The sequence below is a fragment of the Terrabacter sp. RAF57 genome (genome assembly GCF_052113925.1).
Lineage (GTDB): Bacteria > Actinomycetota > Actinomycetes > Actinomycetales > Dermatophilaceae > Terrabacter.
Map to the genome: position 1 here is coordinate 429,382 of NZ_JBFRDT010000002.1, position 23,434 is coordinate 452,815.

Here is a 23,434-nt window from a genome sequence, read left to right on the forward strand (position 1 = left end):
GGCTGGGTCGCTCACGCCCGCGTCTGGACGCTCGACCACCGGGGGAGAACTTAGCGCCCGAATCGGACACCGCGCCAGACCTGCACTGCAAAATTTTGCACTCAGGCTCAGGATATTGCGGTTTCTTGCGCCGAACGACAGCAGATCAGCCCACCGAGGCACCCGGGCGCGGTACGAGGGCCGTCACGGCCGCGCCGAAGTCAGCAACTCGCGTCACGGTCACCGGCCCCTCGGGCACGGCGATCCCGTCGGGCCAGCCGGGCCCGCCGATGACGACCTCGAGCGGCCAGTCGATGATCTCGAGGTCGCGCCAGAACGGCTCGGCCTGCGGGCGCGCGAGCGAGGCCCAGAGGAAGACGGCCCGCGGCTGCGACTCACGCAGCGCCGACACGAGGGCGTCGGACGGCACGCGCGGGCCGAGGAAGAGGCTCGCCACCCCGTGGCGCGCTAGCTCGGCCTCGAGCGCGAGCAGCGGGAGGTGGTGCTGCTCGTCGTCGGCGCTGGCCAGCACGACGGGCACACCTGCGACCCGGAGCCGGTTGGCCCGCACGACCGCGCGCAGCTCGGACTGGAGCAGCTCGCTCGTCAGGTGCTCGGACTGCACCCCGAGCCGGCCCTCCTCCCAGAGGTCACCGACGCGGCGCAGTGCCGGCGCAAAGACCTCGACCCAGGCCCGACCGACGTCGCGACGGCGCATGACCTGGCGGTAGAGCAGCGCCATGGTGCGGGGGTCGAGAGCCCGGGCCGCGCCCACGATGGCCTCGACGAGGTCGGTCGCATCCTGCTCGGAGCCCTCCACCTCACCGGCGCGCGCACCACCGACACCGGGCTCACGGGGCTCACCGGGCTCACCGGGCCCACGGGGCCCGGGCACGCGACCCAGCCCGTCCCCCTCGCCCGGTGCTGCGAACCCGCGGTCCCCCTCGAGACGTTCGGCGATCGCCTGTGAGTCCATCGCGAGCACCGAGTCCGCGGCGCTCTGCGCGGGCACCCCCTGGGCGGTCAGGCGGGACATCAGCAGCACGCGCCGGATGTCGAGCTCGGTGTACCGGCGGTGGTTGCCCCGGGTCCTCAGGCTCGGTCCGATGCCGTGGCGGCGATCCCAGGACCGGAGCGTCGGCGCGGCGATGGCGAGTCGCTCGGACACGACTCCCACGGGCCAGCCCAGCTCGGGCGCCCGCTCCCCCGGCTCGGGGTGGTCAGGCTCCGGCTGGCCAGGCTCCCTCGAGGCTGCCGGCTGCGGGTTCATGTCGATCATCACCGTTTCACGTTGGTCACCCGCGTCGGGCGGAGCGGTCCGAGATTCCCGTCATGGACCGCTCCAGCGCCGATCGGGCTCCCCGGATCATAAACTTATGCAGACCTCTTGTGCAATGCATAAGTTCTGCGTAGGTTCTGCATCAGATCGCTCGATCGGACCGACGGAGGAAGCCATGACGATCACTCGCCTTCCGCGCCCCACCTACTCCTCGTACGAGTGGCAGGAGCAGGGTCGTTGCCGCACCAAGGCCGTCGAGCAGTTCTTCGCCGACGACCAGGAGCTCGACCAGCGCGAGCGCCGCGAGCAGACCGAGGCCGCCCGCATGGTGTGCGCCTCGTGCCCCGTCCGTGAGCGGTGCCTCGACCACGCGCTCCGGGTTCCCGAGACCTTCGGCATCTGGGGCGGCACGACGCCGACCGAACGCGCCCAGATGCTCTGGGACGTCGCCGGCTGACCGAGCCGTCAGCGCACGGCGAGGGCGATGACCTGTGCCGTCGGCAGTCCGGCGAGGGACGCCCCGTCGAGCAGCAGCTTCGCGCCGCGGACGCCGGCGCCGATGACGACCGGACCTRCCGCGACGACGGCTTCGTCGACGAGCACCGGCCAGCCCGCCGGCAGCCCGACCGGCGTGATGCCACCCTGCTGCATCCCGGTCAGCTCCTGGGCCTTCGCTTGGTCGGCGAAGGAGATCTTGCGGGCGCCGAGGTGCTTGCGCACGACGCGGTTGATGTCGGCCCGGTCGGTCGCGAGCACCATGACGGCCGCGAGGGTCGTGTCGTCACCGCGGCGTGCCTCGACGACGACGCAGTTGGCCGACGCCTCGGGCGCGACGTCGTAGGCCTCGCAGAAGGCCGCCGTGTCGGCGAGCGTGGCGTCGATCGGGGCGACCCGGACCCCCGGCACGTGCTCGAGTGCCGCCGCGACGGGCGGGGCGAGCAGGTCGGGGCGCTCGGAGGCGGCCACCCACGTCAGGTTTCCTTCGGCGCTCGGCATGGCCYGAGCGTATGCCGCCCGCTCCCGCACCGCCCAGAGGGTCCGTGTGCCGTCGGCACGCCCGACGGCACACGGCCCCGACCGCGGGCGGGCGCGACGGCATACGACCCCGTCCGTCAGGGACGCCAGGTGTCGTTGAGCGTCCGGCTCACTCACGCGGCCGACGTCCGGGTCAGTGCGAGAGCAGGGCGACGACCGTGGCCGCGGGCACCGGCCGCGCCGACCTCCAGCCCGAGCCGGCCCACAGGGCGAGCAGGTCCGAGCGCTCCGCGCGTGCCGACGCCCGCCGCAACGGCACCGTGAGGTGGTGGACCTCCGGGTAGGCGGCCGGGGCGTGGCCGTCGTGCCGACGCAGGAACTCGGTCTCGAGACCGCGGGCGAGGCGGCCCGAGTAGGCCCGGGTCACGGCGGTGCGCTCGTAGGAAGGGTCGGCGAGCGCGCGGCGGTAGGCGAGGCCGGTCCCGGCCTCAGGAGTGAGGAGCAGGGCGGTCCCGACCTGGACGGCGTCAGCCCCGGCGGCCCGCACCTGCGCGGCTCGCTCCGGGGTCGAGATCCCGCCGGCGGCGACGATCGGCACGTCCGTCTGCAACCGCACGGCGGCGACGAGGTCGAGCAGGTCGGAGGCCGACGGCTCCTTGGCCGGATCGAGGGTGCCACGGTGTCCGCCGCCCTCCGGTCCTTGGAGACAGAGCCCGTCGACGCCGGCACCGAGGGCCGCTGCCGCCTCGTCGACGTCGGTGACCGTGGCGACGGTCTCGATGCCGGCGCGGCGCAGCTCACCGAGCACCGCCGTGCTCGGCAGCCCGAACGTGAAGGACACCAAGGGAACTCGCTCCCGCACGACGAGGTCGAGCTTGCGTTCCCAGTCGTCGTCGTCGCCGGGTCTCGGCTCACCGGGCTCCACGCCGACGGACCGCGCGTCGTCGCCCAGCGTCTCGCGGTAGGCGGCCACCGCATCCGCGCGCTCGGCGCCGGTCAGCTCCCCCGGCCCGACGGCATACGCGTTCGCCTGGGCGGGCACGAAGAGGTTGACGCCGAAGGGGCGCGAGCTCGCGTCCCACACCTCGGCGATCGCCGAGGCGAGCTGAGGTGCGGTGAGGTATCCGGCAGCGAGGAAGCCCAGACCACCGGCTTCGCCGACCGCGGCGACGAGCTCTGGAGAGGTCGGGCCTCCCGCCATCGGGGCGCCGACGACACCGGTCTCGAGCGTTCGCAGCAGCATGCCCCGACGCTACTCCGCTCCCCCGCCCGGGGCACCGGGCCGTGCGGCCTGCGTGGGGAGTGTGGGCTGGGTCACCGCGGCCGGACGACCCGCCCCTCGTCCCACACCGGCTCGGTCGACTCGTAGACGCGGCCGTCGGCGCCGAAGACGAGGAAGCGGTCGAAGCCGCGCGCGAACCACCGGTCGTGGGTCACGGCCACGACGGTCCCCTCGAAGCGGTCGAGCCCCTCCTCGAGCGCCTCGGCCGACTGGAGGTCGAGGTTGTCTGTGGGCTCGTCGAGCAGCAGCATCGTCGCGCCCGAGAGCTCGAGCAGCAGGATCTGGAAGCGGGCCTGCTGCCCGCCCGACAGCGACTCGAACTTCTGCTCGCCCGAGCGCGCCAGCTCGTAGCGGTCGAGCGCGCGGGCGGCCTGCTCGCGCGGGCGCCCCTCGCGGTGCTCGTCACCCCGGTGCAGGATCTCGAGCAGCGTGCGGCCCATGAGCGAGGGGTGCTCGTGCGTCTGCGCGAACCATCCCGGACGCACGCGCGACCCCAGCCGCACGACGCCGGAGTGATCGACGGGCACCGGACGCACGTCGCCGACGGGCTGGTGCTCGCGCTCGGGATCGGTGCCACCGCACGCGAGCAGCCGCAGGAAGTGCGACTTGCCCGAGCCGTTGCTACCGAGGATCGCGACGCGCTCGCCGTACCAGACCTCGAGGTCGAAGGGCTTCATCAGGCCGGTCAGCTCGAGCCCCGTCGCGACGATGGCCCGCTTGGCCGTGCGACCCCCGGTGAGGCGCATCTTGACCGACTGCGTCATCGGCGTCTCCTCGGGCGGGCCGGCCTGCTCGAACTTCGCGAGGCGGGTCTGCGCGGCCTGGTAGCGCGAGGCCATGCCGTCGTTGAACTTGGCCTTGACCTTGAGCGTCTGCACGAGGGTCTTGAGCTTGACGTGCTCCTCGTCCCAGCGTCGGCGCAGCTCCTCGAGGCGGTCGTTGCGGTCGGTGCGGGCCTGGGCGTAGGTCGCGAAACGGCCGGGGTGCACCCAGAGGGTGGCGCCGGCGGCTCCGGGCTCGAGCGTCGCGACGCGGGTGGCGACCCGGTCGAGCAGCTCGCGGTCGTGGCTGATGAAGAGCACCGTCTTGGGCGAGGCGACGAGCGCCTCCTCGAGCCAGCGCTTCGTCGGCACGTCGAGGTAGTTGTCGGGCTCGTCGAGGAGCAGCACCTCCTCGGGTCCGCGCAGCAGCGCCTCGAGCACGAGCCGCTTCTGCTCACCGCCGGAGAGCGTCGTGACCGTGCGCCACTGCGCCTGCTCGTAGGGGATGCCGAGGGCCGCGACGGTGCACTGGTCCCAGAGCGTCTCCTGCTCGTAGCCACCAGCCTCGCCCCACTCGACGAGCGCGTGGGCATAGGCCATCTGGTCGTCCTCGGAGTCGCGCTCCATCATGAGCAGCTCGCTGCGGTCGATCTCCTCGGCGGCGGCGCGGATGCGGTCGGGCGCCACCGAGACGAGCAGGTCGCGCACGGTCGTGTCGTCGCGCACCTTGCCGATGAACTGGCGCATGACGCCCAGACCGCCCGAGCGCGTCACCGCGCCCTCATGGGCCGCGATGTCGCCCGCGATGATCCGTGTCAGCGTCGTCTTCCCGGTCCCGTTGGGGCCGATGAGCGCGACCTTGGCGCCCTCCCCGACCCGCACGGAGACGTCGTTGAGCAGCGGCCTGCCGTCAGGCAGGCTGAACGAGACGGAGTTGACGTCGACATGGCCCACGAGAGTCAAGCCTGACGTATGCCGTGTGGCCGCGTCACCCGGTTAAGCATCCGGTCGCGCACGCGTCACCCCCACGCCCAGGAGTCGAGCACGGCGCGGTAGACGTCGAGCGCCTCCGGGTGGGCAGGGTCGTAGGTGAGCCGGATCGCGAAGGCCTGCTCGGTGTAGGCGACGACGTAGTAGACGTGGCGCACCTGCTCCGACTGGTCGACGACGATGCCCATCGCCCGGTAGCCGGCGATCTCGCGCTCGGGGGCCGCCATGGGCGTCAGGCCCTTGGCCTCGAAGCCCTGACGGATCCCGTCGACGACCTCTGCCAGCGAGTGCGAGCCCACCTTGATCGGGCGCTCGACCGCGATGAACGCCGGCACGCCGTCGTCGTCGGGCTGCACGAGGGTGTCCGGCGGCGGGTCGAGGTCGCGCTCGGCCCGGCTCCACCCGGCGGGCTGGAGGTAGCTGTAGTCCACGCCGCGGACGCGGTCCTCGGTCATCGCCACCGGGCCGACCGCGGCGGGGAGCGACTCGATGCGGTGGCCGCCGCTGTCGGTCGTCGGCGCCGCTGACGTCGGCAGGTGGACGACGCCGACGTCGGTCGGCGTCGGCGCCACCGGGGCGGGGTCGGCGGAGCAGCCGGCGAGGCACGGGGCCACGACCAGGGCGATCGCCGGAAGCAGTGCCGCCGACGTCCTCACGCGAGACGCCATGGGGCTACGTCCACGCCCAGGTCGAGAGGAGCTCGTCGAACTCGGCCATCGCGTGCGTCGCGTCGGCCTGGGAGGAGCTGAGGGTGAGCAGGTAGATGCGGCCGCCGCGCGAGACGCCGTAGGAGCGGGCGAGCACCTTGATGCCCTGCTGCTCGAAGGTCGTCGTGAAGCCGGCGGCCGCGGAGCCCGACACGCTCTTGCCGGGAGCCGAGGACACGGTGCGTCCGGCGGCACCGAGCTGCTGGCGGCCCTTGGCCAGCTCGTCGTCGAGGACCGACTGGTCGCCGGCGGCCGAGGTGACCACGAGGTTGTTGGCGAAGGCACCGACCTTCTTGGACGAGAGGAGCACGAGGTCGATGTCGGCCACGCCGGTGGCCTTGTCGGTCGCCTCGGTCCACCCCTCCGGAGGCACCACGGTGAAGGCACCCGAGCGGCCCCGGACCTCGTCGCCCGCTGCCGTCGCGGCCGAGCCGGTCGGCGTGGACGTCGCACCCGACGCGGAGGCGGGGCTGCTCGCCGGTGGCGAGGCGGTGGTGTCCTTCGAACAGCCCATGAGCACCAGGGCGCAGGTGAGGACGCCCACCGAGACGACACGGGTGGGGCGGGCCTTCATGCGGACGATCCAACCACAGGTGGCTGGTGACCGCCGGTCGGGTCTCGGGCCTGAGACACCGCTCAGACGGCAGAACGGCGTGCCCGCGTGGCCACGGCCCGCACCGCCAGGCCGTCGTCGTCCGGGTAGACGACCTCCTCGAGGCTGAGGCCGTGCGGCGGCATGACGTGGATTCCCGCGGTGCGCTCGGCCCGGTCCCGGAGCGCCCGCGGCCAGTCCACAGCGCGACGGCCCTCGCCGACGGGCACGACGGCACCGACGAGCGACCGCACCATCGAGTGGCAGAACGCGTCGGCCCGCACCGTGGCGGCGAGCACGCCGTCGGGAAGGCGGACCCATGAGAAGTCGAGCAGCGTTCGCACGGTCGTCGCACCCTCCCGCTGCTTGCAGAACGCAGCGAAGTCGCGCAGCCCGACGAGCGAGCGCGACGCCTCGTCCATGGCCGCGACGTCGAGGGGCCGGCGCCACCAGACCGTGTCGTGGCGTCGCAGCGGGTCACGGTCCGCGTCGGGGTCGGCGAGGCGGTAGAGGTAGCGCCGCTCGACGGCTGAGAAGCGTGCGTCGAAGCCAAGGGGGGCCACCACCGCACGGCGCACGACGACGTCCGTGCCCAGCAGGCCCCCGAGACGACTGACGAGGGCGACCCCCGGCTCCCGGTCGGAGCGACCCGGCAGGGCGGCCCAGGCGTGGGCGTCGAGGTCGACGTGGGCGACCTGACCGCGCGCGTGGACGCCGGCATCGGTGCGGCCGGCCACGGTGACCCGGACGGGCTCAGCGCTGCGCAGCACCGTCGACAGGGCAGCGGTCAGCTCGCCCTGCACCGTGCGCAGCGCCGGCTGGGCGGCCCACCCCGAGAAGGCTGTCCCGTCATAGGCCAGGTCGAGGCGCACGCGCAGCGTGGACCCGCTCGACTCGCTCATGGCGCCCGAGCCTAACGGGATCCGATGGGGCCGTGACGCGCGCCCGTCAACCGCGCCGGGGCCCTGCCCGTCCTATGAGTGGGACACCGGACGACCCGGTCCGGGCCCGCCAGAAGGGGGAACCTCCATGCACACCGTCACCCGCTGCCTCCTCGTCGCCGCGTGCGCGGCCGCACTCACCGCCCCGGTCGCGTCCGCCGGCACCGTCACCCCCGCCACCGCCTCGACCGCGCCCTCCTGCGGCATCACGTGGGGATCCGGCGCGAAGGCGACGAGCCCCACCCAGCTCTGGACCGGCGCCGTCACGGGGGTCCGGGCCGGCCGGCACGCCTGCTACGACCGGCTCGTCATCGACCTCGCCCGTGGCCGTGGCACCCTCGGCTACGACGTCCGCTACGTCGGCGCCGTCATCGCGCCGGGCAGCGGCCTCCCCGTGCCCGTGAGCGGTGGCGCGAAGATCCAGGTCACCGTCGACGCGCCATCGGTCCTCGGTCGGACCACGACGACCTTCTCCGGATGGACCACCTTCCGGCAGCTGCGGGGCGTCGGCAGCTTCGAGGGCTACACCGACTACGGGCTCGGCGTGCGGGCGCGGCTGCCGATGCGCGCCTTCGTCCTGACCGACGCCGACGGTGGCCGCCGTCTCGTCGTCGACGTCGCCCACCGGTGGTGAACGAGAAGGGCCCCGCACCACTGGTGCGGGGCCCTTCTCGTCGCGCCGGAGCGCGAGGTCACTCTGGGTGGCTCAGGTGGCTCAGGAGCCGGAGCCGGCCTTCGTGAAGCCGGCGGCCTCGGCGTCCTCGGCGGACTTGAACCAGAACTCGGCGATCGTCTGGTCGTACCACTGACCGTCGGCCTCGTGGTACTTGCCGGAGTCGGCGTTGCCCTTGACGGTGTAGCCGTCCTCGGGCGACGAGCCGTCCTCGTTCGCGGCGACGGCGCCCTTCGGCAGCTCGACAGCAGCCTCGGTGGCCTCGGCCTTCTCGGCGTCCTCAGCGGCCTTCGTCTCGGCAGCGGCCTGCTTCGACTCGCTCTGCTTCGCAGCGCGCTTCGTGGCGGCCTCGGCCTCCTTGACCGTCGCCTTCTTGGCCGACAGCGGCTCGCGGACGAGCTCGATGACGACCATGGGGGCGTTGTCGCCCTTGCGGGCGGCGATCTTCGTGATGCGGGTGTAGCCACCGTCGCGGGCCGCCATGTCGGGGGCGATCTCGGCGAACAGGCGGTGGACGACACCCTTGTCGCGCACGACCGTGAGGACGCGGCGACGGGCGTGCAGGTCGCCACGCTTGGCGAACGTGATGAGACGCTCGGCGAGCGGGCGCAGACGCTTGGCCTTGGCCGCGGTCGTCGTGATCTTGTCGTGCTCGAAGAGCGACGTCGCGAGGTTGGCCAGGATCAGCCGCTCGTGGGCGGGGCCGCCACCGACGCGGGGACCCTTGGTGGGGGTGGGCATTTCGTTTCTCCTAGAAGTCCGACCAGGCCGTTCTCGAGCAGTTCGCCGAGGGCTCGGTCAAGAAGCGGTTGGTCAGAGACGCTCGTCCTCGACGAACGACTGGTCGTCGTCGTCGCTGTAGTCGTCCTCGCCGTAGCCGTCGACGAGGGCAGACGGGTCGAACCCGGGCGGGCTGTCCTTGAGGGCCAGACCCATGCCGACGAGCTTGGCCTTGACCTCGTCGATCGACTTCGCACCGAAGTTGCGGATGTCGAGCAGGTCGGCCTCGCTGCGGCCCACGAGCTCACCCACGGTGTGGATGCCCTCGCGCTTGAGGCAGTTGTAGGAACGAACGGTGAGGTCGAGATCCTCGATCGGCAGGGCGAGGTCGGCGGCGAGCGCGGCGTCCGTCGGCGACGGGCCCATGTCGATGCCCTCGGCCTCGACGTTGAGCTCGCGAGCCAGACCGAAGAGCTCGACCAGCGTCTTGCCGGCCGAGGCCATGGCGTCACGCGGGGTCATCGAGTTCTTCGTCTCGACGTCGACGATGAGCTTGTCGAAGTCGGTGCGCTGCTCGACACGGGTCGCCTCGACCTTGTAGGTCACGGTGAGCACCGGGCTGTAGATCGAGTCGACCGGGATACGGCCGATCTCCTGGTCACCGGACTTGTTCTGCTGCGCCGAGACGTAGCCACGGCCACGCTCCACGGTCAGCTCCATCTCGAGCTTGCCCTTGTCGTTGAGCGTCGCGATGTGCAGGTCGGGGTTGTGCACCTCGACACCAGCCGGAGGCGTGATGTCGGCGGCGGTGACCGCACCCGGACCCTGCTTGCGCAGGTACATGACGACCGGCTCGTCGTGCTCCGAGGAGACGACGAGGCCCTTGATGTTGAGGATCATCTCGGTGACGTCCTCCTTCACGCCCGGAACGGTCGTGAACTCGTGGAGCACGCCGTCGATGCGGATGGAGGTGACCGCCGCGCCCGGGATGCTCGAGAGCAGGGTGCGACGGAGGGAGTTGCCGAGCGTGTAGCCGAAGCCGGGCTCGAGCGGCTCGATGGTGAAGCGGCTGCGGTTCTCGACCACGACCTCTTCGGAGAGCACGGGACGCTGTGCGATGAGCACTGTTCATTTCCTTCCCACGGGCGACCGCCATATGACGCCTCGTGAAACTGCCCGGTCGTGATCCGGGCGGGCCGGCTCGGCTCTGTCTGCGAGCGCGACCCCAGGCACAAGGGTCCCCGTGTGCCGTGAAGCGGGCCTCACGGCATACGGGGCCTTGATCAGTTCTTCGAGTAGAGCTCGACGATCAGCTGCTCGGTCAGCTGCGAGTCGATCTGCGCGCGCACCGGGAGCTGGTGGATGAGGATCTGCAGCGAGCCGTCGACGACCTGCATCCAGGCCGGGACGGGACGCTCGCCGAACGTCTGGCGAGCCAGCTCGAACGGGAAGCTCTCGACGGACTGCTTGCGAACCGTGATGATGTCGTACTGCTCGACGCGGTAGCTCGGGACGTCGACGCGCACGCCGTTGACCTCGAAGTGACCGTGCGTCACGAGCTGGCGGGCGTGGCGACGCGTGCGGGCCAGGCCCGCGCGGTAGACCACGTTGTCCAGACGGGACTCGAGGATCTGGAGGAGGTTCTCACCGGTCTTGCCGGGGCGCTTCGCCGCTTCCTTGTAGTAGCGGACGAACTGCTTCTCCATGACGCCGTACTGGAAGCGGGCGCGCTGCTTCTCCTGGAGCTGGGTGAGGTACTCCTTCTCCTGGATCCGGCGACGGCCGTGCTGGCCGGGCGGGAAGGGACGGAGCTCGAAGTTCTTGTCGCCGCCGACGAGGTCCATCTTGAGGCGGCGGGACTTCTTGGTGATCGGGCCGGTGTAACGAGCCATGTTTCTAGTTCTCTCTCTCGCTCAGGCCGGATCAGACGCGACGGCGCTTGGGCGGGCGGACACCGTTGTGCGGCGTGGGCGTGACGTCGCTGATCGCGCCGACCTCCAGGCCGGTGGCGGTGAGCGAACGGATCGCCGTCTCGCGGCCCGAGCCCGGGCCCTTGACGAAGACGTCGACCTTGCGCATGCCGTGCTCCATGGCGCGGCGGGCAGCAGCCTCGGCGGCCATCTGGGCGGCGAACGGGGTGGACTTGCGCGAGCCCTTGAAGCCGACCTGGCCGGCAGAGGCCCACGCGATCACGGCGCCGGTGGGGTCCGTGATCGAGATGATCGTGTTGTTGAACGTGCTCTTGATGTGAGCGTGCCCGTGGGCGACGTTCTTCTTCTCCTTGCGACGAACCTTCGTCACACGAGCCTTGGGAGGCATTTTTCTCCTACGTCAGAACTGAATGTCGGTGAGACGTGATCGCGAGGCGATCAGCGTCACTTGGCCTTCTTCTTGCCGGCCACGGTGCGCTTCGGGCCCTTGCGGGTGCGCGCGTTGGTCTTGGTGCGCTGACCGCGCACAGGCAGACCACGACGGTGACGCAGACCTTCGTAGGAGCCGATCTCGACCTTGCGGCGGATGTCGGCCTGCACCTCACRGCGAAGGTCACCCTCGAGGCGGTAGTTGCCCTCGAGGAAGTCACGAAGCGCAACGAGCTCGGTCTCACCGAGGTCCTTGACGCGGGTGTTGGGGTCGACGCCGGTGGCAACCAGCGCCTCCTTGGAACGGGTGCGACCGACACCGAAGATGTAGGTCAGTGCGACCTCGACGCGCTTCTCGCGCGGAAGGTCGACTCCAACAAGACGAGCCATGTTGGTTTGTCTCCTGATTTCTGTGACGCGGAGGTCTGGAGCAGTGCACCGATCCGGGGTCACGGTCCGCCACACAGAAGGACGGGCCACCGGTCCCCGGCCTCCGTGCCGGGGGTGACGTCCTGCGCCGACACGACGGTCGGTCATCAGGGGCCGGGTGCTGCTTTCATTCACTTGTCTTGCGTGCTGTCGAAGTTCTGTCGACGGCGAGGGTGGTGCTTCTGCTCAGCCCTGGCGCTGCTTGTGGCGCAGGTTCTCGCAGATCACCATGACCCGACCGTTGCGGCGGATCACCTTGCACTTGTCGCAGATCTTCTTGACGCTCGGCTGAACCTTCATCTGCCTGCTGTCTTCAGATCGCGCGCCTGCCACCGCGGGCCCCGGAGGGCACGTGACGATCAGGTGCTTGGTTGTGTAACCGGGAGTTGGTGCCTCGCACTCGTCCCGGCCTGACATGCCCGCTCTCGCGGACCGGTCGCGGCCGACCCTGGTGCTCAGCGGTAGCGGAAGACGATCCGACCGCGGGTCAGGTCATAGGGCGAGAGCTCGACCACCACACGGTCCTCCGGGAGGATCCTGATGTAGTGCTGTCGCATCTTGCCCGAGATGTGTGCGAGCACCTTGTGACCGTTGGAGAGCTCCACCCGGAACATCGCGTTCGGGAGAGCCTCGACGATCGTGCCCTCGATCTCGATGACACCGTCCTTCTTGGCCATATCCTCCGTCTATCTGTTGGTGGCCGACCCGGACTGAACCGGCCTTTGGGACGTGCCTAGGTGCCGTGCTCGTCGCACAGCGAGAACTCAGGCGCCGAGGCACACGACACCCAACGCACAAGACTACGCCACGGGGGCCCGTTCCCCGAAATCGTGGCCGTGGGGGACGACCCACCCGGACCAACCCCGTCGGGGCCCTGCGGAAGGTCCTCCCACGGGAGGATCCCGTATGCCGTCGCCTTGGGTAGCGTGCTCGCGTGACCGTCCGGCCCGCACCCCAGGCTCCTGCTGCGCCGGCCGCACCCGGCGGGGCGGCCCGGCCGCTCGTCGACCGCGTCGGGGCGATCATCGCCTTGCTCTACTTCGTCACGTCGATCACGGTCGCCGCAGGGCTGGGCCGCAGCGCCTGGTGGGTCAACGTGCGGGACCAGCCTGCGGTCCTCGGCTACGTCGGCATCGGGCTCGGCGCCCTCGCCCTGCTCCTGCTCCCCCGCTTCCCTCGCGCGACGTTCGCGGCGTGCGGGGTGCTCGCCTACCTGCTGTACGCCGTCGGGGCCATGCTCGGGCTGCCGACGGTGCTCATGGCCCTGGTCGCGCTCTTCGGCGTCACCCTCTGGACCGACCGGCGCGGCGGGCTGTGGGCCCTCGCGGCGGCGCTCGGCTCGATCGGCCTCGCCACCGTGCTGCTCCTCCTCCGCTTCGGCTACCTCCTCCCGCCCCTCGAGACCTTCCTGTCCGACCGGGTCGCCGTCTTCCTCTTCAACAGTGCCGCCGTCGTCGTGCTCACCTGGGCCGTGGCCGACCAGGTGCGCGCCGCCCGGGAGCGGGCCGCGCTCCAGGACGAGTCCGCGTCGCACGCGGCCGACGCGGTCGCTCACGAACAGGCCGAGCGCGCTGCCGTGAGCCGCGCTGACGGCCTGGCCGACCGGCAGCGGATCGCCCGCGAGATGCACGACGTCGTGGCGCACGGACTCTCGGTCATGATCGTGCAGGCCGACGGTGCGCGCTTCGCGGCCGCCTCCGACCCGGACGCCGCGACGACCGCGCTCGCGACGATCGCCGCGACCGGGCGGGCCTCGTTGGCCGAGATGCGGCGGCTGCTGGGCGTGCTCCGCGACGACACGACCGGCGTCCCGGAGGCGCCGCAGCCGGGACTGGCCGACATCGAGACGCTCGTGGCGGGCCTCACCGCGGGCGGGAGGGTCGTGCACCTGCGCCAGGAGGGCGAGCTGCTGCCCCACGACGCGACCGAGGGTGACGCCGCGACCGGGCTGACGGCATACCGGATCGTCCAGGAGGCCCTGACGAACGTCATGAAGCACGCCGGCGAGGACGCGACGGCCTGGGTCAGCGTGACGGCCGGACCGAGCCGCGTCGTCGTCGAGGTCGTCGACGACGGCGCCGGCGGGGGCGACGTCGACGGCGGTGCGGGCCACGGCCTGCGTGGCATGGCCGAGCGGGTCGAGGTGCTCGGCGGCTCGCTCGTCACCGGACCTGATCCTCGCGGGGGGTACCGCGTCGTGGCGACACTGCCCCGGCTCGCGGCCGGGGCGACCCGACCCATCGAGGTCGCGCCGTGATCCGCGTCATGATCGTCGACGACCAGGCGCTGGTCCGGGCGGGCTTCGCCATGCTCGTGCGCTCGCAGCCCGACCTCGTCGTGGTCGCCGAGTGCGCCGACGGGCAGCAGTGCCTCGACACCCTCTCGACGGTGCCGGTCGACGTCGTCCTCATGGACGTCCGGATGCCACGGATGGACGGCATCGAGGCCACCCGCCTGATCGTCGAACGCGACTGCGCCACGAGAGTTCTCGTGCTGACGACCTTCGACCTCGACGAGTACGCCTTCACGGCCCTGCGTGCCGGCGCCTCCGGCTTCCTCCTCAAGGACGCGCCACCCGAGGACCTCCTCGCGGCGATCCGGACGGTGCACGCCGGCGACGCCGTCATCGCGCCGTCGACGACGCGCCGGCTCGTCGAGACGTACGTCCGGAGCGCTCCCGTGGCGCCGGCCCTCCTCGACCGCACGACGGCCCTGACCGACCGGGAGCGCGAGGTCTGGGTGGCCATCGCCAACGGCCTGACGAACTCCGAGATCGCCGAGGCGCTCTTCGTGTCCGAGACGACGGTCAAGACGCACGTCGGCCACATCCTGGCCAAGACCGGTGTCCGCGACCGCGTCGCGCTCGTCGTGCTGGCCTACCAGACGGGCGCCGTGGCGCTGTCCTGAGCCGGGCGAGGGCGCGGACACAGCCGCGTTCTCCACCGGGCCTGCGCCGCGCTCCTCCCGGAGGAGGATGCCGAGCTCGGTCCACGGCCCGATGCGGCCTCGGGCTCGCGCTCCTAGCGTCGAGTCATGATCGAGACAGACCCGTCGGCCACCGCCGCGCTCGCACCCCCGGGGACCACCTCGATGGCCGGCGAGCTCGCCGAGGCCGTCGTCGACCACGGGGCAATCGCAGCGAACGTCCGCACCCTCCGCGCGACCGCCGGCACCCGGCTCATGGCCGTCGTCAAGGCCGACGCGTTCGGGCACGGTGCCGTGCCGGTCGCCCGCACCTGCCTCTCCGCCGGCGCGTCCTGGCTCGGGGTGACCCGCGTCGGCGAGGCGCTCGAGCTGCGTCGGGCCGGCATCACGGCGCCGGTCCTCGCGTGGCTCTTCGAGCCGTCCCGCGCCGAGGAGGCGGTCACCGCAGACGTGGACCTCTCGGTGAGCAGCCCCGGTGACCTCGCAGCGGTCGCCCGCGCGACGGGACGCCCCCGCCTCCACCTCAAGCTCGACACCGGCCTGCACCGCAGCGGCTGCCCCGGCGAGGACTGGGCCGGGCTCGTGTCGGCCGCTGCGGCCCTGGAGTCGGCCGGTCGGGTGCGGGTGGTCGGCCTGTGGTCCCACCTGTCGCACGGCGGGGAGCCGGACGCGGTCGCGACCCACCGCCAGCTGCTCATGTTCCGCGTCGGCGTCGACCTCGCCCGTGCCGCCGGACTGCGCCCCGAGGTCGTCCACCTCGCGAACACCGCTGCAGTGCAGGCGAACTCACGCCCCACGGCATACGACCTCGTCCGGGTCGGAGCCGGGATCTACGGGATCGGCGACGGACTGAGCCCCGCGCTGACCCTGCGCACCCGGGTCGTGCAGGTGCGTCGTGTCGCGACGGGTCGCGGGGTCGGCTACGACCACGTCGGCCGCACGACGCGCGACACCCATCTGGCACTCGTCCCGCTCGGCTACGCCGACGGGTTGCCACGCGCCGCGACGGGGCGGGCGAGCGTGTGGGTCGGCGGGCGACGGGCCTCGCTCATCGGCCGGGTCTGCATGGACCAGGTTGTCGTCGACGTGGGCCCGGAGCCGGTCCCGGTCGGCGCCGAGGTGCTCGTCCTCGGAGCGGGCGACCGCGGCGAGCCGACCGCCCGGGACTGGGCGCGCTGGGCCGGCACCAACGAGCACGAGATCTACACGGGCATCGGCGCACGCGTCGAGCGCCGGCACGTCGGGTTCGCCGCGGGCATCCAGCGGCCCCGCGTCGGAATGGAGGAACGATGAGGGTCGCGGTCATCCACGGAGGCACGAGCACCGAGCACGCCGTGTCCGTCGCGAGCGGTCAAGGGATCATCGCCGGCCTGCGCAGCGCCGGCCACGACGTCGTTCCCGTCCTCCTCGAGCGGTCGGGCGAGTGGCGGACCGGCACCGGCTCGGGCGTGCGGCACGCCGCCGAGACCCTGCTGGGCTGTGACGTGGCGGTGCCCGCGCTGCACGGGGTCGTCGGCGAGGACGGCACCATCCAGGGGTTCCTCGAGATCCTCGGCGTGCCCTACGTCGGCTCGCCCGTCGCGGCGAGCGCCGTCTGCCTGGACAAGCAGCTGACGAAGCTCGTCGTGGCCGCGGCCGGGGTGCCGGTCGCACCGGGCCTGCTCGTGCCCTCCGAGCGGGCGGTCGCCGCGACGCGTTCGGCCGGTGAGCTCGAGCGGCTCGTCGACGACGTGACCGCGGCGGGCCTGCTCGGCCCGCTCTTCGTCAAGCCGGTGCACGGAGGGTCGAGCCTGGGGGTCACCCGGATCGACGTCGTCGCCGACCGCACGCACCGAGGGCGGCCAGGGGCCCTCGCTGCGGAGCTGTCGGCGACGCTGTCGGCTGCGCTGTCGACGGCCCTGTCGACCGCGCTCGAGGGCGGGACGGACGCCGTGATCGTCGAGGCGGAGGTGGCCGGGCTCGAGGTCGACGTGCCGGTCCTCGAGCTGCCCGACGGGCAGGTGCGGTGCGGCCCGACCCTGCTCGTCGAGAGCGACCCCGACGAGCCGTTCTTCACCGAGACCGCCAAGTACGTCAGTGCCGGTACGCGGTTCACCGTGCCCGCCGGGCTCCCCCCGGAGCAGACCCGACGCCTGGAGCGGCTCGCGACCACGGCCTACCGGGCGCTCGGATGCCGGGGCCTCGCCCGCGTCGACTTCATCGTGGGGCGGGACGGACCGGTGCTCAACGAGGTCAACACCTTCCCGGGCTTCACCCCGGCCTCGCAGTTCCCGCGGATGTGGGCCGCCGCCGGTCTGACCTACCCGGAGCTCGTCGACGTCCTCGTGCGCACGGCGGCGGCACGACCGGTCTCAGCGACCGGCCATCCGGTCGACGCGACCCGCGACGTGGTCGTCGGATGAGCGCGTCGCCGAGCGACGTCGCGCCGACCGGGTCCACCGGCCCGGTGCTGCTCGCGGACCCGAGGGTCAGCGCCATCCCCGTCGTCGAGGACGGCTCCCCTCTCGTCGACCTCGCCGGCGTCGGGCTTCGGGTCAGTTCTCAGCCGCCGCCTCCGCCGCCCGGTCTCGGCCTGCCGCCCACATCGACCGACCCGGTCCCGGGGGCACGGCCCAGATCGCACCGGCTGGTCCGACGCACGCTGGCCGAGCGTCTCGCGGAGGCGGAGACCCTGCTCCCCGACGCCCTGCGCCTGCTTGTCGTCGAGGGGCTGCGGCCGGTGGGCACCCAGCGGATGATCCATGCGGCGTACCGGGCCCGTCTCGCGACCGAGCGGCCCGGAATCGCCACGCACGCCCTCGACCGGCTCACGAGCAGGTTCGTCGCCCCACCGGCCACGGCGCCGCACGTCAGCGGGGCCGCCGTCGACGTGACGCTCGCCGACGGCGACGGCCGGCCGCTCGACCTCGGCTGTCCCGTCGACGCGACCCCGGAGGAGAGCGGCGGGGCGTGCTACTTCGACGCCCCGGGTCTCGACGACGAGGCACGCCACCTGCGGCGCGTGCTCGCCTGCGCCCTGGTCCCGGCGGGCCTCGTGAACTACCCGACCGAGTGGTGGCACTGGTCGTTCGGGGACCGCTACTGGGCCCACGTCCCAGGCAGTCCCTTCGCGGTCCACGGACCGGTGGCTGCCCCGGACCACGCCTCGGACGCTGCCGCGACGCTCAGCCCTCGAGCTCGGCCCGGCGGAGGGTGACGCGCTCGAGGACCTCGTCGGGGATCGGCCGCTCGACGCTGAAACGGATCGTGCCCTTGCTCAGGGAGTGCCCCGTCAGGTCGGGTGCGACGGCCTCGACGACGGCGGGGCTGAACGGGAAGACCGACAGGTGCCTGGCCGCGGCCGTGATCCCGAGGAGCGGACGACCGGCGAGGCGCAGGGCCGGCATGCCGTAGCTCGTCCCCTCGTCCGCGTCCGGCGCCACCCGCCGGGCGATGTCGACGACGTGCTGCAGGGCTGCGCGCTGGTCCGGCTCGAGTCCGACGAGGTAGTCAGCGATGGTTCCCACCCGGCCATGGTGGCACCATCGTCCTCGCCACGGGCCTGTTCGAGGCACCCGCTCGCCCGGGTATGGGTGGACGACCCCTCCACGGCCGTCGTCACGACGTCCCTCCACGAAAGGCCATCCATGAGCGCTCGCACCCGCACGCGCACGCGGACCTCGACCATCGTCGTGCTCCTCTGGCTCCTCATCGGCGTCTTCGCCGCCTTCCAGCGCGGCTACTTCGGCTCGTCCGACCCGAGCTGCAGCCGGTTGGCCACGACGGCCGTGACGATCGTCGCCGGCCCGCTCAACTACGTCGGGCTCGACCCGCGCATCGGCTGCTCGACGCCCCAGCCCTCGAACTAGCCCGTGAGCGAGGCGGGTGGGAGCGGCATACTGGCCGGGTGACCGAGCCCGGCGCTGACGCCCACGTCCCACCCGCCACCTCCACGCCGTCGGAGGCCCGGGCGACGTCGCCCGACCGCACCGAAAGGGTGACGGCCCCCTCGGAGGCGGAGAGCGTCGAGGACTACTTCGCGCGCATCGCGGCCGCGGCCGGCGACGACGGTCGCCTTCCCGTCGCGGTCGAGGAGATGCCCGGCTGGGACATCTACCCCTACGAGATCGAGGGCCTGCGTCTCAAGCCGGTGCAGCCTCCGGCCGACGAGGAGCCGGCCCGGCGGGGCGAGCAGGCCCGCGACTGCTGGTGCACCGACGGCTTCGGGGACGCCGACGACCGGCTCGTCTGGTCGAACGCCCGCTGGCGCCTCACGCTCTCCGTCGACACCGGCCTGCCGGTGATGCTCATGCTCATGCCACTCGCGCACCACGACCTGCCCTCCCTGCCGGGCGACCTCGCCGCCGAGATGGGCCAGCTCGTCGTGGCGGTCTCCGACGCCGTCGAGCACGTGCCGAGCGTCGGCCGCGTCCAGCTGGCGAAGTACGGCGACGGCGGCGCGCACCTGCACCTGTTCTTCCTCGGCCGTCCCGCGCGCATGCTCCAGTTCCGCGGGTCACCCCTCATCGACTGGGAGGAGAACCTCCCCCGGGTCCCCCTCGACGTGCTCCGGGCGAACGCGCGCGTCGTCGCCGAGCGGATGGTCGTCCACGTGGGCGGCACGCCAGGGGGCCTCGGCCGCTAGAGCGCTCGCCGCTGGGCGGGTACGCCGGCGACCGCCGCGCCGTGTCGGCCCGGGTCGACGGCGCCCCGTGCCTTCCTCAGACCCGGTGGATCGCCGGTCGCTCGAAGAAGAGCACGGCGACGACGCCGATGAGCAGGACCGCGGCGGGCAGCATCATCGACTCGGCCATCGCATCGGCGAAGCCGCTCGCGACCTGCGCCGGCATCGTCGCTCCGGACCCCTGCAGTCCGCCGAGCTGGCCGGAGATGCCCGGCAGGTCGGCGGCGAGCCGGGCCTCGATGAGGGCCGCGATGGCTGCGCTGCCGAGGACGGCACCGACCTGGCGGGTCGTGTTGTAGACGCCCGACCCGGCACCGGCCGACGACAGCGGCAGGTTGCGGGTGGCGGTCGCGCCGAGCGGGCCCCACATGAAGGCGTTGCCGACTCCCATGAGGGCCATGGGCAGGAGCAGCACCCACGTCTCGGTCTCGGGGTGCATGACGAGGGCGAGCCAGAGCAGCGACAGGGCCGTGAGGCCGATCCCGGCCGCGGTGATGCCGCGCGGGTGGACCCGGTCGGCGAGCCGGCCGGACACGGGGGCCAAGCCACCCGAGATGACGGCCATCGGCGCGAGCAGGAGCGCCGAGGCGGTCGGCGACATCCCGCGCACCGCCTGGGCGTAGAGCATGAGGGGGAAGGCCATCGCCGTGATGGAGAAGCCGATGGTCGTGATCGCGACGTTGGCGAGCGAGAAGTTGCGGTCGTCGAAGAGGCGCAGAGGCAACAGCGGCTCGCGGGTGTTGTGCGCCTGCCACCAGATGAAGACGCCGAGCACGAGCAGACCGACGCCGATGAGGAGCGGCACGGAGACGAACCCGGAGATGGTCCCCCAGTCGTAGGTCTCGCCCTCCTGGACGCCGAACACGACGAGGAACATCCCGACCGCCGAGAGCGCGACGCCGATCCAGTCGAAGCTGTGGCTGTGCGTCTCGAGCCGCGGCACGAGCCGGGCGGCGAGCGCGAAGGCGACGACCCCGACGGGCACGTTGATGAAGAAGATCCACTCCCACCCGGGACCGTCGACGAGCAGGCCGCCGACGACGGGGCCCACGAGGATCGCCACGCCGGCCGTGGCACCCCACAGCGCCATGGCCTGGCCGCGGGAGGCCGCGGGGAACGTGCGGGTGATGACGGCCATCGTCTGCGGCGTCAGCATCGAGGCGCCGAGTCCCTGCACGACGCGGGCGAGGATGAGCCCGGTGATCGTGCCGGTGAGCCCGCACCACAGGGAAGCGAGCGTGAAGACCGTCAGCCCGACGAGGTAGAGGTTCTTCGGTCCGTAGCGGTCGCCGAGCCGGCCCGTGATGAGCAGCGGCGTGGCGTAGGCGAGCAGGTAGGCGCTCGTGACCCAGATGACGCTGTTGACGTCGGTGTCGAGTCCCTTGAGGATCGCGGGTGTCGCCACCGACACGATGGTCGAGTCGACGAGGATCATGAAGAAGCCGATGACCATCGCCCAGAGGGCCGGCCACGGGTTGTGCCCGTCGGGCACCCCGCCCAGCGGCGTCACGGGGGCGGCCCCGGGCGCCACGACCTCTCCCGTCGCGTCGCGTCCGGTCACGTCGGTGGTGCTGTCCTCGCCGGCCACGGTGGCCCCCTCTTCCGCTGCCTGACGCAGCACCTTCGATTGTGCACCCGGGCACCGACAGCCGTCAGGCTCCCGTCGAGGGTCCGTCCGAGGGTCCGTGCGAGGGTCCTTCGAGCGCCCCGGGACGGACGCCCGACCGGCCCATGACGGCACGGGCCCCTCAGGCGTACGACCAGCGCGTCGCCAGCCACAGCGGGTCGTGGCCGGTGAGCGGCACCATCCGCCACGTCAGGTCGGCGTCGGCGCCGCGCAGACGCGCCTCGATGCGGAAGCGGTGGGGCGTCTCGACGGCGATGACCTCCGCTCGGAAGGTGTCCTCGTCGACCCAGCCGCCGCTCGAGACGACGGGCAGGCTCGCGCCCGCGGCCACGAGCTCCCCCTCACGCCACAGCCCTCGCCCCACAGGGACGCGCAGCCACTCACCGCGCCGGCTGAGCCCGAGCACGACGTCGGGGCCGTCGCGGGTCACGGAGACGGCGGTGTAGTCGGCCGACAGGTCGGAGCCCTCCGAGCGGGTGAACTCGGCGTACTCCGGACCGAGCGCGTCCCCGGACATCGCGGGGATCTCGAGACCGGCGAGGCGCTCGGTGAGGGCACAGTCGGAGTCGGCGGAACCGCTCCCGCTGATGGCCGGCACGACGTGGGCCCACAGCCCGTCGAGGGTGGACTGCATGCGCGACTGCTCAGCGGTGATCGCCACGACCGTGTCGTGCTCGGGCAGCACGACGAGGAACTGGCCGTAGGCACCGTCGCCGCGATAGCCGTGGCGCTGCATCCAGAACGAGTAGCCGTAGCCGCGGCGCCAGTCGTCGTCGGCGTCGGGGTCCTCGCTGACCGGTCCGAACCCGCGGGTGGCCTCGGCGACCCACGCCTCGGCCAGCAGCTGGCGCCCCTCCCACCGGCCACGGTCGAGGTAGAGCTGGGCGATGGAGGCGATGGCCTCGGTGGTCAGGTGCGACCCGGTGAACCCGAGCTCGCGCCCGAGCGGGTCGCGGTGCCAGGGGACGTCGGGCAGCCCGAGGGGCGCGAGCAGCCGCGGTCGCAGCATCTCGGCCACGCCGACCCCGACGACACGCCGCACGATGACGGCGAGCAGGTAGGTCGCCACCTGGTTGTAGGCGAAGACCGTCCCCGGCTGCCGGGTCGGCCGGGTCGCGAAGACGCGCGGGACCCAGTCGTCCCCGTCGCCGCCCTCGCTGCCGCTCAGCCGGTCGAAGACGTGTGCCCACGCGTCCTCCTCGTGCCCGACGGTCATCGAGAGGCAGTGCGTGATCCGCACGTCCTCCCAGCCGTCGGCCACCAGGGCGCGGTCGAGCTCGGGGAAGTGGTCGAGGACCCGGTCGTCGAGCGACAGGCGCCCCTCCTGCAGGAGGAAGCCGACGGCCGTGGCCATCACCGTCTTCGAGAGGGAGTACGCGAGGTGGACGCGGTTGGCGGCGTACGGCCTCCACCAGCCCTCCGCGACGACGTGTCCATGACGCACGACCATGAGGCTGTGCAGCCCGAGGTTGTCACGCTCGGCGGCGTCGACGAACGCGTGGATGCCGGCGGCGTCGACGCCCTGCGCCGACGGGGTGCTGCGGGGAAGGCTCACGAGCGTGAGGCTACGCGTCCGGAGCCCGTCGGTGGGTCGGTGACGGCCCCGAGTCGCGCGCGGTCAGGCGGTGACGTCGAGGGGGGCGTATGCCGCCCCGGCAGCAGCGAGGGCAGCCTGGCCACCGTCGACGGCCGTGAGGATCCACAGGCCGTCCTCGCGGACCGCGACCGAGTGCTCCCAGTGCGCGGCCCGCGTGCCGTCGAGCGTCACCACGGTCCAGTCGTCGGCGAGCACCTTGGTGTCGATGCCGCCGAGGGTGACCATCGGCTCGATGGCACCGGTGAAGCCGTCGACGAGCTTGGGCCCCGTCTCGCGCACCGCGTAGTTCGGGATCTGGGGGTCCATGTGCATCTGGGTGCCGATGCCGTGGCCGACGTACTCGTCGATGACGCCGTAGGTGCGACCGTCGCGCGCGGCGGCAGCCTCGATGCTCGCCTCGACGGCGTCACCGACGGCGTAGAGACGACCGCCGACCAGCATCGCGGCGATCCCGGCGTAGAGGCTGGCCTCGGTGGCGTCGATGAGGGCGAGGTCCTCGGGACGACCCGCCTCGCGACCGCCGACGACGGCGGTGAAGGCCGCGTCGCCGTTCCAGCCCTTGACCTCGGCGCCGCAGTCGACCGAGACGATGTCGCCGGCCTCGAGGACGCGCGGACCCGGGATGCCGTGGACGACCTCGTCGTTGACGCTCGTGCACAGCGTGTGGCTGTAGCCGGGGACGAGCTGGAAGTTGGGGATGCCGCCGTTGCTGCGGATGAAGTCCTCCGCGAGGCGGTCCAGCTCGAGCGTCGTCAGGCCCGGACGCAGCTCGCTCGCGAGCAGCTCCAGCGTGCGCCCGACGAGCAGCCCCGCCTCACGCATGAGGCGGAGCTGCTCGTCGGTGCGGCCCTGGAGCCGGTTCCGGCGTCCGAACATCGGTGGTCCTTCTCGGTGACGACACCTGACGACGCCTGACGGCGACGTCGCGGCGGTG

General features: G+C 72.3%; 27 protein-coding genes. 9 read left to right on the plus strand and 18 right to left on the minus strand.

Annotation, left to right across the window (positions count from 1 at the left end; all coding sequences use genetic code 11):
- Positions 1 to 145: 145 nt before the first annotated feature.
- Positions 146 to 1,258, minus strand: coding sequence for a MerR family transcriptional regulator (locus tag AB4Y83_RS03785; protein ID WP_442296191.1), 1,113 nt, complete (start codon positions 1,256 to 1,258; stop codon positions 146 to 148).
- A gap of 175 nt (positions 1,259 to 1,433) precedes the next feature.
- Here AB4Y83_RS03785 and AB4Y83_RS03790 point away from each other — a divergent pair, with 175 nt between their 5' ends.
- Positions 1,434 to 1,715 (plus strand): WhiB family transcriptional regulator, encoded by a 282-nt coding sequence (locus tag AB4Y83_RS03790; RefSeq protein WP_020143197.1) that lies wholly within the window; start codon positions 1,434 to 1,436, stop codon positions 1,713 to 1,715.
- 8 nt (positions 1,716 to 1,723) lie between these two features.
- Here the strand turns inward: AB4Y83_RS03790 and AB4Y83_RS03795 are convergent, their stop codons facing one another.
- From AB4Y83_RS03795 to truA, 6 genes are all read right to left on the minus strand, one after another.
- Positions 1,724 to 2,254, minus strand: coding sequence for a YbaK/EbsC family protein (locus tag AB4Y83_RS03795; protein ID WP_442296073.1), 531 nt, complete (start codon positions 2,252 to 2,254; stop codon positions 1,724 to 1,726).
- A 172-nt stretch (positions 2,255 to 2,426) separates the two neighbouring features.
- A complete protein-coding gene (locus AB4Y83_RS03800) occupies positions 2,427 to 3,476 on the minus strand; it encodes a nitronate monooxygenase (protein ID WP_442296074.1) in 1,050 nt (349 codons plus the stop codon).
- Between the two features lie 71 nt (positions 3,477 to 3,547).
- Complete coding sequence (locus AB4Y83_RS03805; RefSeq protein WP_020143200.1) at positions 3,548 to 5,230, minus strand: ABC-F family ATP-binding cassette domain-containing protein; 1,683 nt, start codon at positions 5,228 to 5,230, stop codon at positions 3,548 to 3,550.
- Between the two features lie 65 nt (positions 5,231 to 5,295).
- Positions 5,296 to 5,934: a hypothetical protein gene (locus AB4Y83_RS03810; RefSeq protein WP_442275189.1), complete on the minus strand. Its 639-nt coding sequence runs from the start codon at positions 5,932 to 5,934 to the stop codon at positions 5,296 to 5,298.
- 4 nt (positions 5,935 to 5,938) lie between these two features.
- Complete coding sequence (locus AB4Y83_RS03815; protein WP_442296075.1) at positions 5,939 to 6,547, minus strand: hypothetical protein; 609 nt, start codon at positions 6,545 to 6,547, stop codon at positions 5,939 to 5,941.
- 62 nt (positions 6,548 to 6,609) lie between these two features.
- Positions 6,610 to 7,467, minus strand: coding sequence for a tRNA pseudouridine(38-40) synthase TruA (gene truA, locus AB4Y83_RS03820; protein ID WP_442296076.1), 858 nt, complete (start codon positions 7,465 to 7,467; stop codon positions 6,610 to 6,612).
- Between the two features lie 127 nt (positions 7,468 to 7,594).
- Here truA and AB4Y83_RS03825 point away from each other — a divergent pair, with 127 nt between their 5' ends.
- Positions 7,595 to 8,140 (plus strand): AMIN-like domain-containing (lipo)protein, encoded by a 546-nt coding sequence (locus AB4Y83_RS03825; RefSeq protein WP_442275192.1) that lies wholly within the window; start codon positions 7,595 to 7,597, stop codon positions 8,138 to 8,140.
- An 81-nt stretch (positions 8,141 to 8,221) separates the two neighbouring features.
- Here AB4Y83_RS03825 and rplQ read toward each other — a convergent pair whose 3' ends face one another.
- The 7 genes from rplQ to infA all read right to left on the minus strand — a co-directional run bounded on the left by rplQ (position 8,222) and on the right by infA (position 12,365).
- Positions 8,222 to 8,920: a 50S ribosomal protein L17, sunset domain variant gene (rplQ, locus tag AB4Y83_RS03830; protein WP_056771050.1), complete on the minus strand. Its 699-nt coding sequence runs from the start codon at positions 8,918 to 8,920 to the stop codon at positions 8,222 to 8,224.
- Between the two features lie 72 nt (positions 8,921 to 8,992).
- Positions 8,993 to 10,024 carry a DNA-directed RNA polymerase subunit alpha gene (locus AB4Y83_RS03835; protein WP_020143206.1) on the minus strand — a complete coding sequence of 344 codons (1,032 nt, stop codon included), beginning with the start codon at positions 10,022 to 10,024 and terminating at the stop codon, positions 8,993 to 8,995.
- Positions 10,025 to 10,182: 158 nt separating this feature from the next.
- Positions 10,183 to 10,791: a 30S ribosomal protein S4 gene (gene rpsD / locus AB4Y83_RS03840; protein ID WP_045191881.1), complete on the minus strand. Its 609-nt coding sequence runs from the start codon at positions 10,789 to 10,791 to the stop codon at positions 10,183 to 10,185.
- A 31-nt stretch (positions 10,792 to 10,822) separates the two neighbouring features.
- A complete protein-coding gene (gene rpsK, locus AB4Y83_RS03845; RefSeq protein WP_020143208.1) occupies positions 10,823 to 11,218 on the minus strand; it encodes a 30S ribosomal protein S11 in 396 nt (131 codons plus the stop codon).
- A 56-nt stretch (positions 11,219 to 11,274) separates the two neighbouring features.
- On the minus strand, positions 11,275 to 11,649 hold the full coding sequence (gene rpsM / locus AB4Y83_RS03850) for a 30S ribosomal protein S13 (RefSeq protein WP_442296077.1): 375 nt from the start codon (positions 11,647 to 11,649) through the stop codon (positions 11,275 to 11,277).
- A 225-nt stretch (positions 11,650 to 11,874) separates the two neighbouring features.
- Positions 11,875 to 11,988 carry a 50S ribosomal protein L36 gene (gene rpmJ / locus AB4Y83_RS03855; RefSeq protein ID WP_006592630.1) on the minus strand — a complete coding sequence of 38 codons (114 nt, stop codon included), beginning with the start codon at positions 11,986 to 11,988 and terminating at the stop codon, positions 11,875 to 11,877.
- Positions 11,989 to 12,143: 155 nt separating this feature from the next.
- Positions 12,144 to 12,365 (minus strand): translation initiation factor IF-1, encoded by a 222-nt coding sequence (infA, locus tag AB4Y83_RS03860; RefSeq protein ID WP_013493543.1) that lies wholly within the window; start codon positions 12,363 to 12,365, stop codon positions 12,144 to 12,146.
- Between the two features lie 257 nt (positions 12,366 to 12,622).
- On the opposite strand from infA, the gene AB4Y83_RS03865 reads away from it, so the two are divergent.
- The 5 genes from AB4Y83_RS03865 to AB4Y83_RS03885 all read left to right on the plus strand — a co-directional run bounded on the left by AB4Y83_RS03865 (position 12,623) and on the right by AB4Y83_RS03885 (position 17,809).
- Positions 12,623 to 13,945 (plus strand): sensor histidine kinase, encoded by a 1,323-nt coding sequence (locus AB4Y83_RS03865; RefSeq protein ID WP_442296078.1) that lies wholly within the window; start codon positions 12,623 to 12,625, stop codon positions 13,943 to 13,945.
- 8 nt (positions 13,946 to 13,953) lie between these two features.
- Positions 13,954 to 14,595 (plus strand): response regulator, encoded by a 642-nt coding sequence (locus AB4Y83_RS03870; RefSeq protein ID WP_442296192.1) that lies wholly within the window; start codon positions 13,954 to 13,956, stop codon positions 14,593 to 14,595.
- 126 nt (positions 14,596 to 14,721) lie between these two features.
- The gene (gene alr, locus AB4Y83_RS03875; RefSeq protein WP_442296079.1) at positions 14,722 to 15,906 is read left to right on the plus strand and encodes an alanine racemase; all 1,185 of its coding nucleotides are present in this window, start codon (positions 14,722 to 14,724) and stop codon (positions 15,904 to 15,906) included.
- Positions 15,903 to 17,015, plus strand: a complete 1,113-nt coding sequence (locus AB4Y83_RS03880; protein ID WP_442296080.1) for a D-alanine--D-alanine ligase family protein — start codon at positions 15,903 to 15,905, stop codon at positions 17,013 to 17,015. Before alr ends, AB4Y83_RS03880 begins: the two co-directional genes overlap by 4 nt.
- Positions 17,012 to 17,809 carry a M15 family metallopeptidase gene (locus AB4Y83_RS03885; protein ID WP_442296081.1) on the plus strand — a complete coding sequence of 266 codons (798 nt, stop codon included), beginning with the start codon at positions 17,012 to 17,014 and terminating at the stop codon, positions 17,807 to 17,809. Before AB4Y83_RS03880 ends, AB4Y83_RS03885 begins: the two co-directional genes overlap by 4 nt.
- Here the strand turns inward: AB4Y83_RS03885 and AB4Y83_RS03890 are convergent.
- On the minus strand, positions 17,778 to 18,119 hold the full coding sequence (locus AB4Y83_RS03890; RefSeq protein ID WP_442296082.1) for an iron chaperone: 342 nt from the start codon (positions 18,117 to 18,119) through the stop codon (positions 17,778 to 17,780). The two genes, AB4Y83_RS03885 and AB4Y83_RS03890, sit on opposite strands and share 32 nt — an antisense overlap.
- Before the next feature lie 120 nt (positions 18,120 to 18,239).
- Here AB4Y83_RS03890 and AB4Y83_RS03895 point away from each other — a divergent pair, with 120 nt between their 5' ends.
- Positions 18,240 to 18,461 (plus strand): hypothetical protein, encoded by a 222-nt coding sequence (locus AB4Y83_RS03895; RefSeq protein ID WP_442275198.1) that lies wholly within the window; start codon positions 18,240 to 18,242, stop codon positions 18,459 to 18,461.
- Positions 18,462 to 18,499: 38 nt separating this feature from the next.
- On the plus strand, positions 18,500 to 19,237 hold the full coding sequence (locus tag AB4Y83_RS03900) for a hypothetical protein (RefSeq protein ID WP_442296083.1): 738 nt from the start codon (positions 18,500 to 18,502) through the stop codon (positions 19,235 to 19,237).
- A 76-nt stretch (positions 19,238 to 19,313) separates the two neighbouring features.
- Here the strand turns inward: AB4Y83_RS03900 and AB4Y83_RS03905 are convergent, their stop codons facing one another.
- From AB4Y83_RS03905 to map, 3 genes are all read right to left on the minus strand, one after another.
- Entirely contained in the window at positions 19,314 to 20,729 is a 1,416-nt protein-coding gene (locus AB4Y83_RS03905; protein WP_442275385.1) for a DHA2 family efflux MFS transporter permease subunit, read from the minus strand.
- A 295-nt stretch (positions 20,730 to 21,024) separates the two neighbouring features.
- A complete protein-coding gene (locus AB4Y83_RS03910; RefSeq protein WP_442296084.1) occupies positions 21,025 to 22,458 on the minus strand; it encodes a serine hydrolase domain-containing protein in 1,434 nt (477 codons plus the stop codon).
- A gap of 63 nt (positions 22,459 to 22,521) precedes the next feature.
- Entirely contained in the window at positions 22,522 to 23,376 is an 855-nt protein-coding gene (map, locus tag AB4Y83_RS03915) for a type I methionyl aminopeptidase (RefSeq protein ID WP_442296085.1), read from the minus strand.
- Between the last annotated feature and the right edge of the window lie 58 nt (positions 23,377 to 23,434).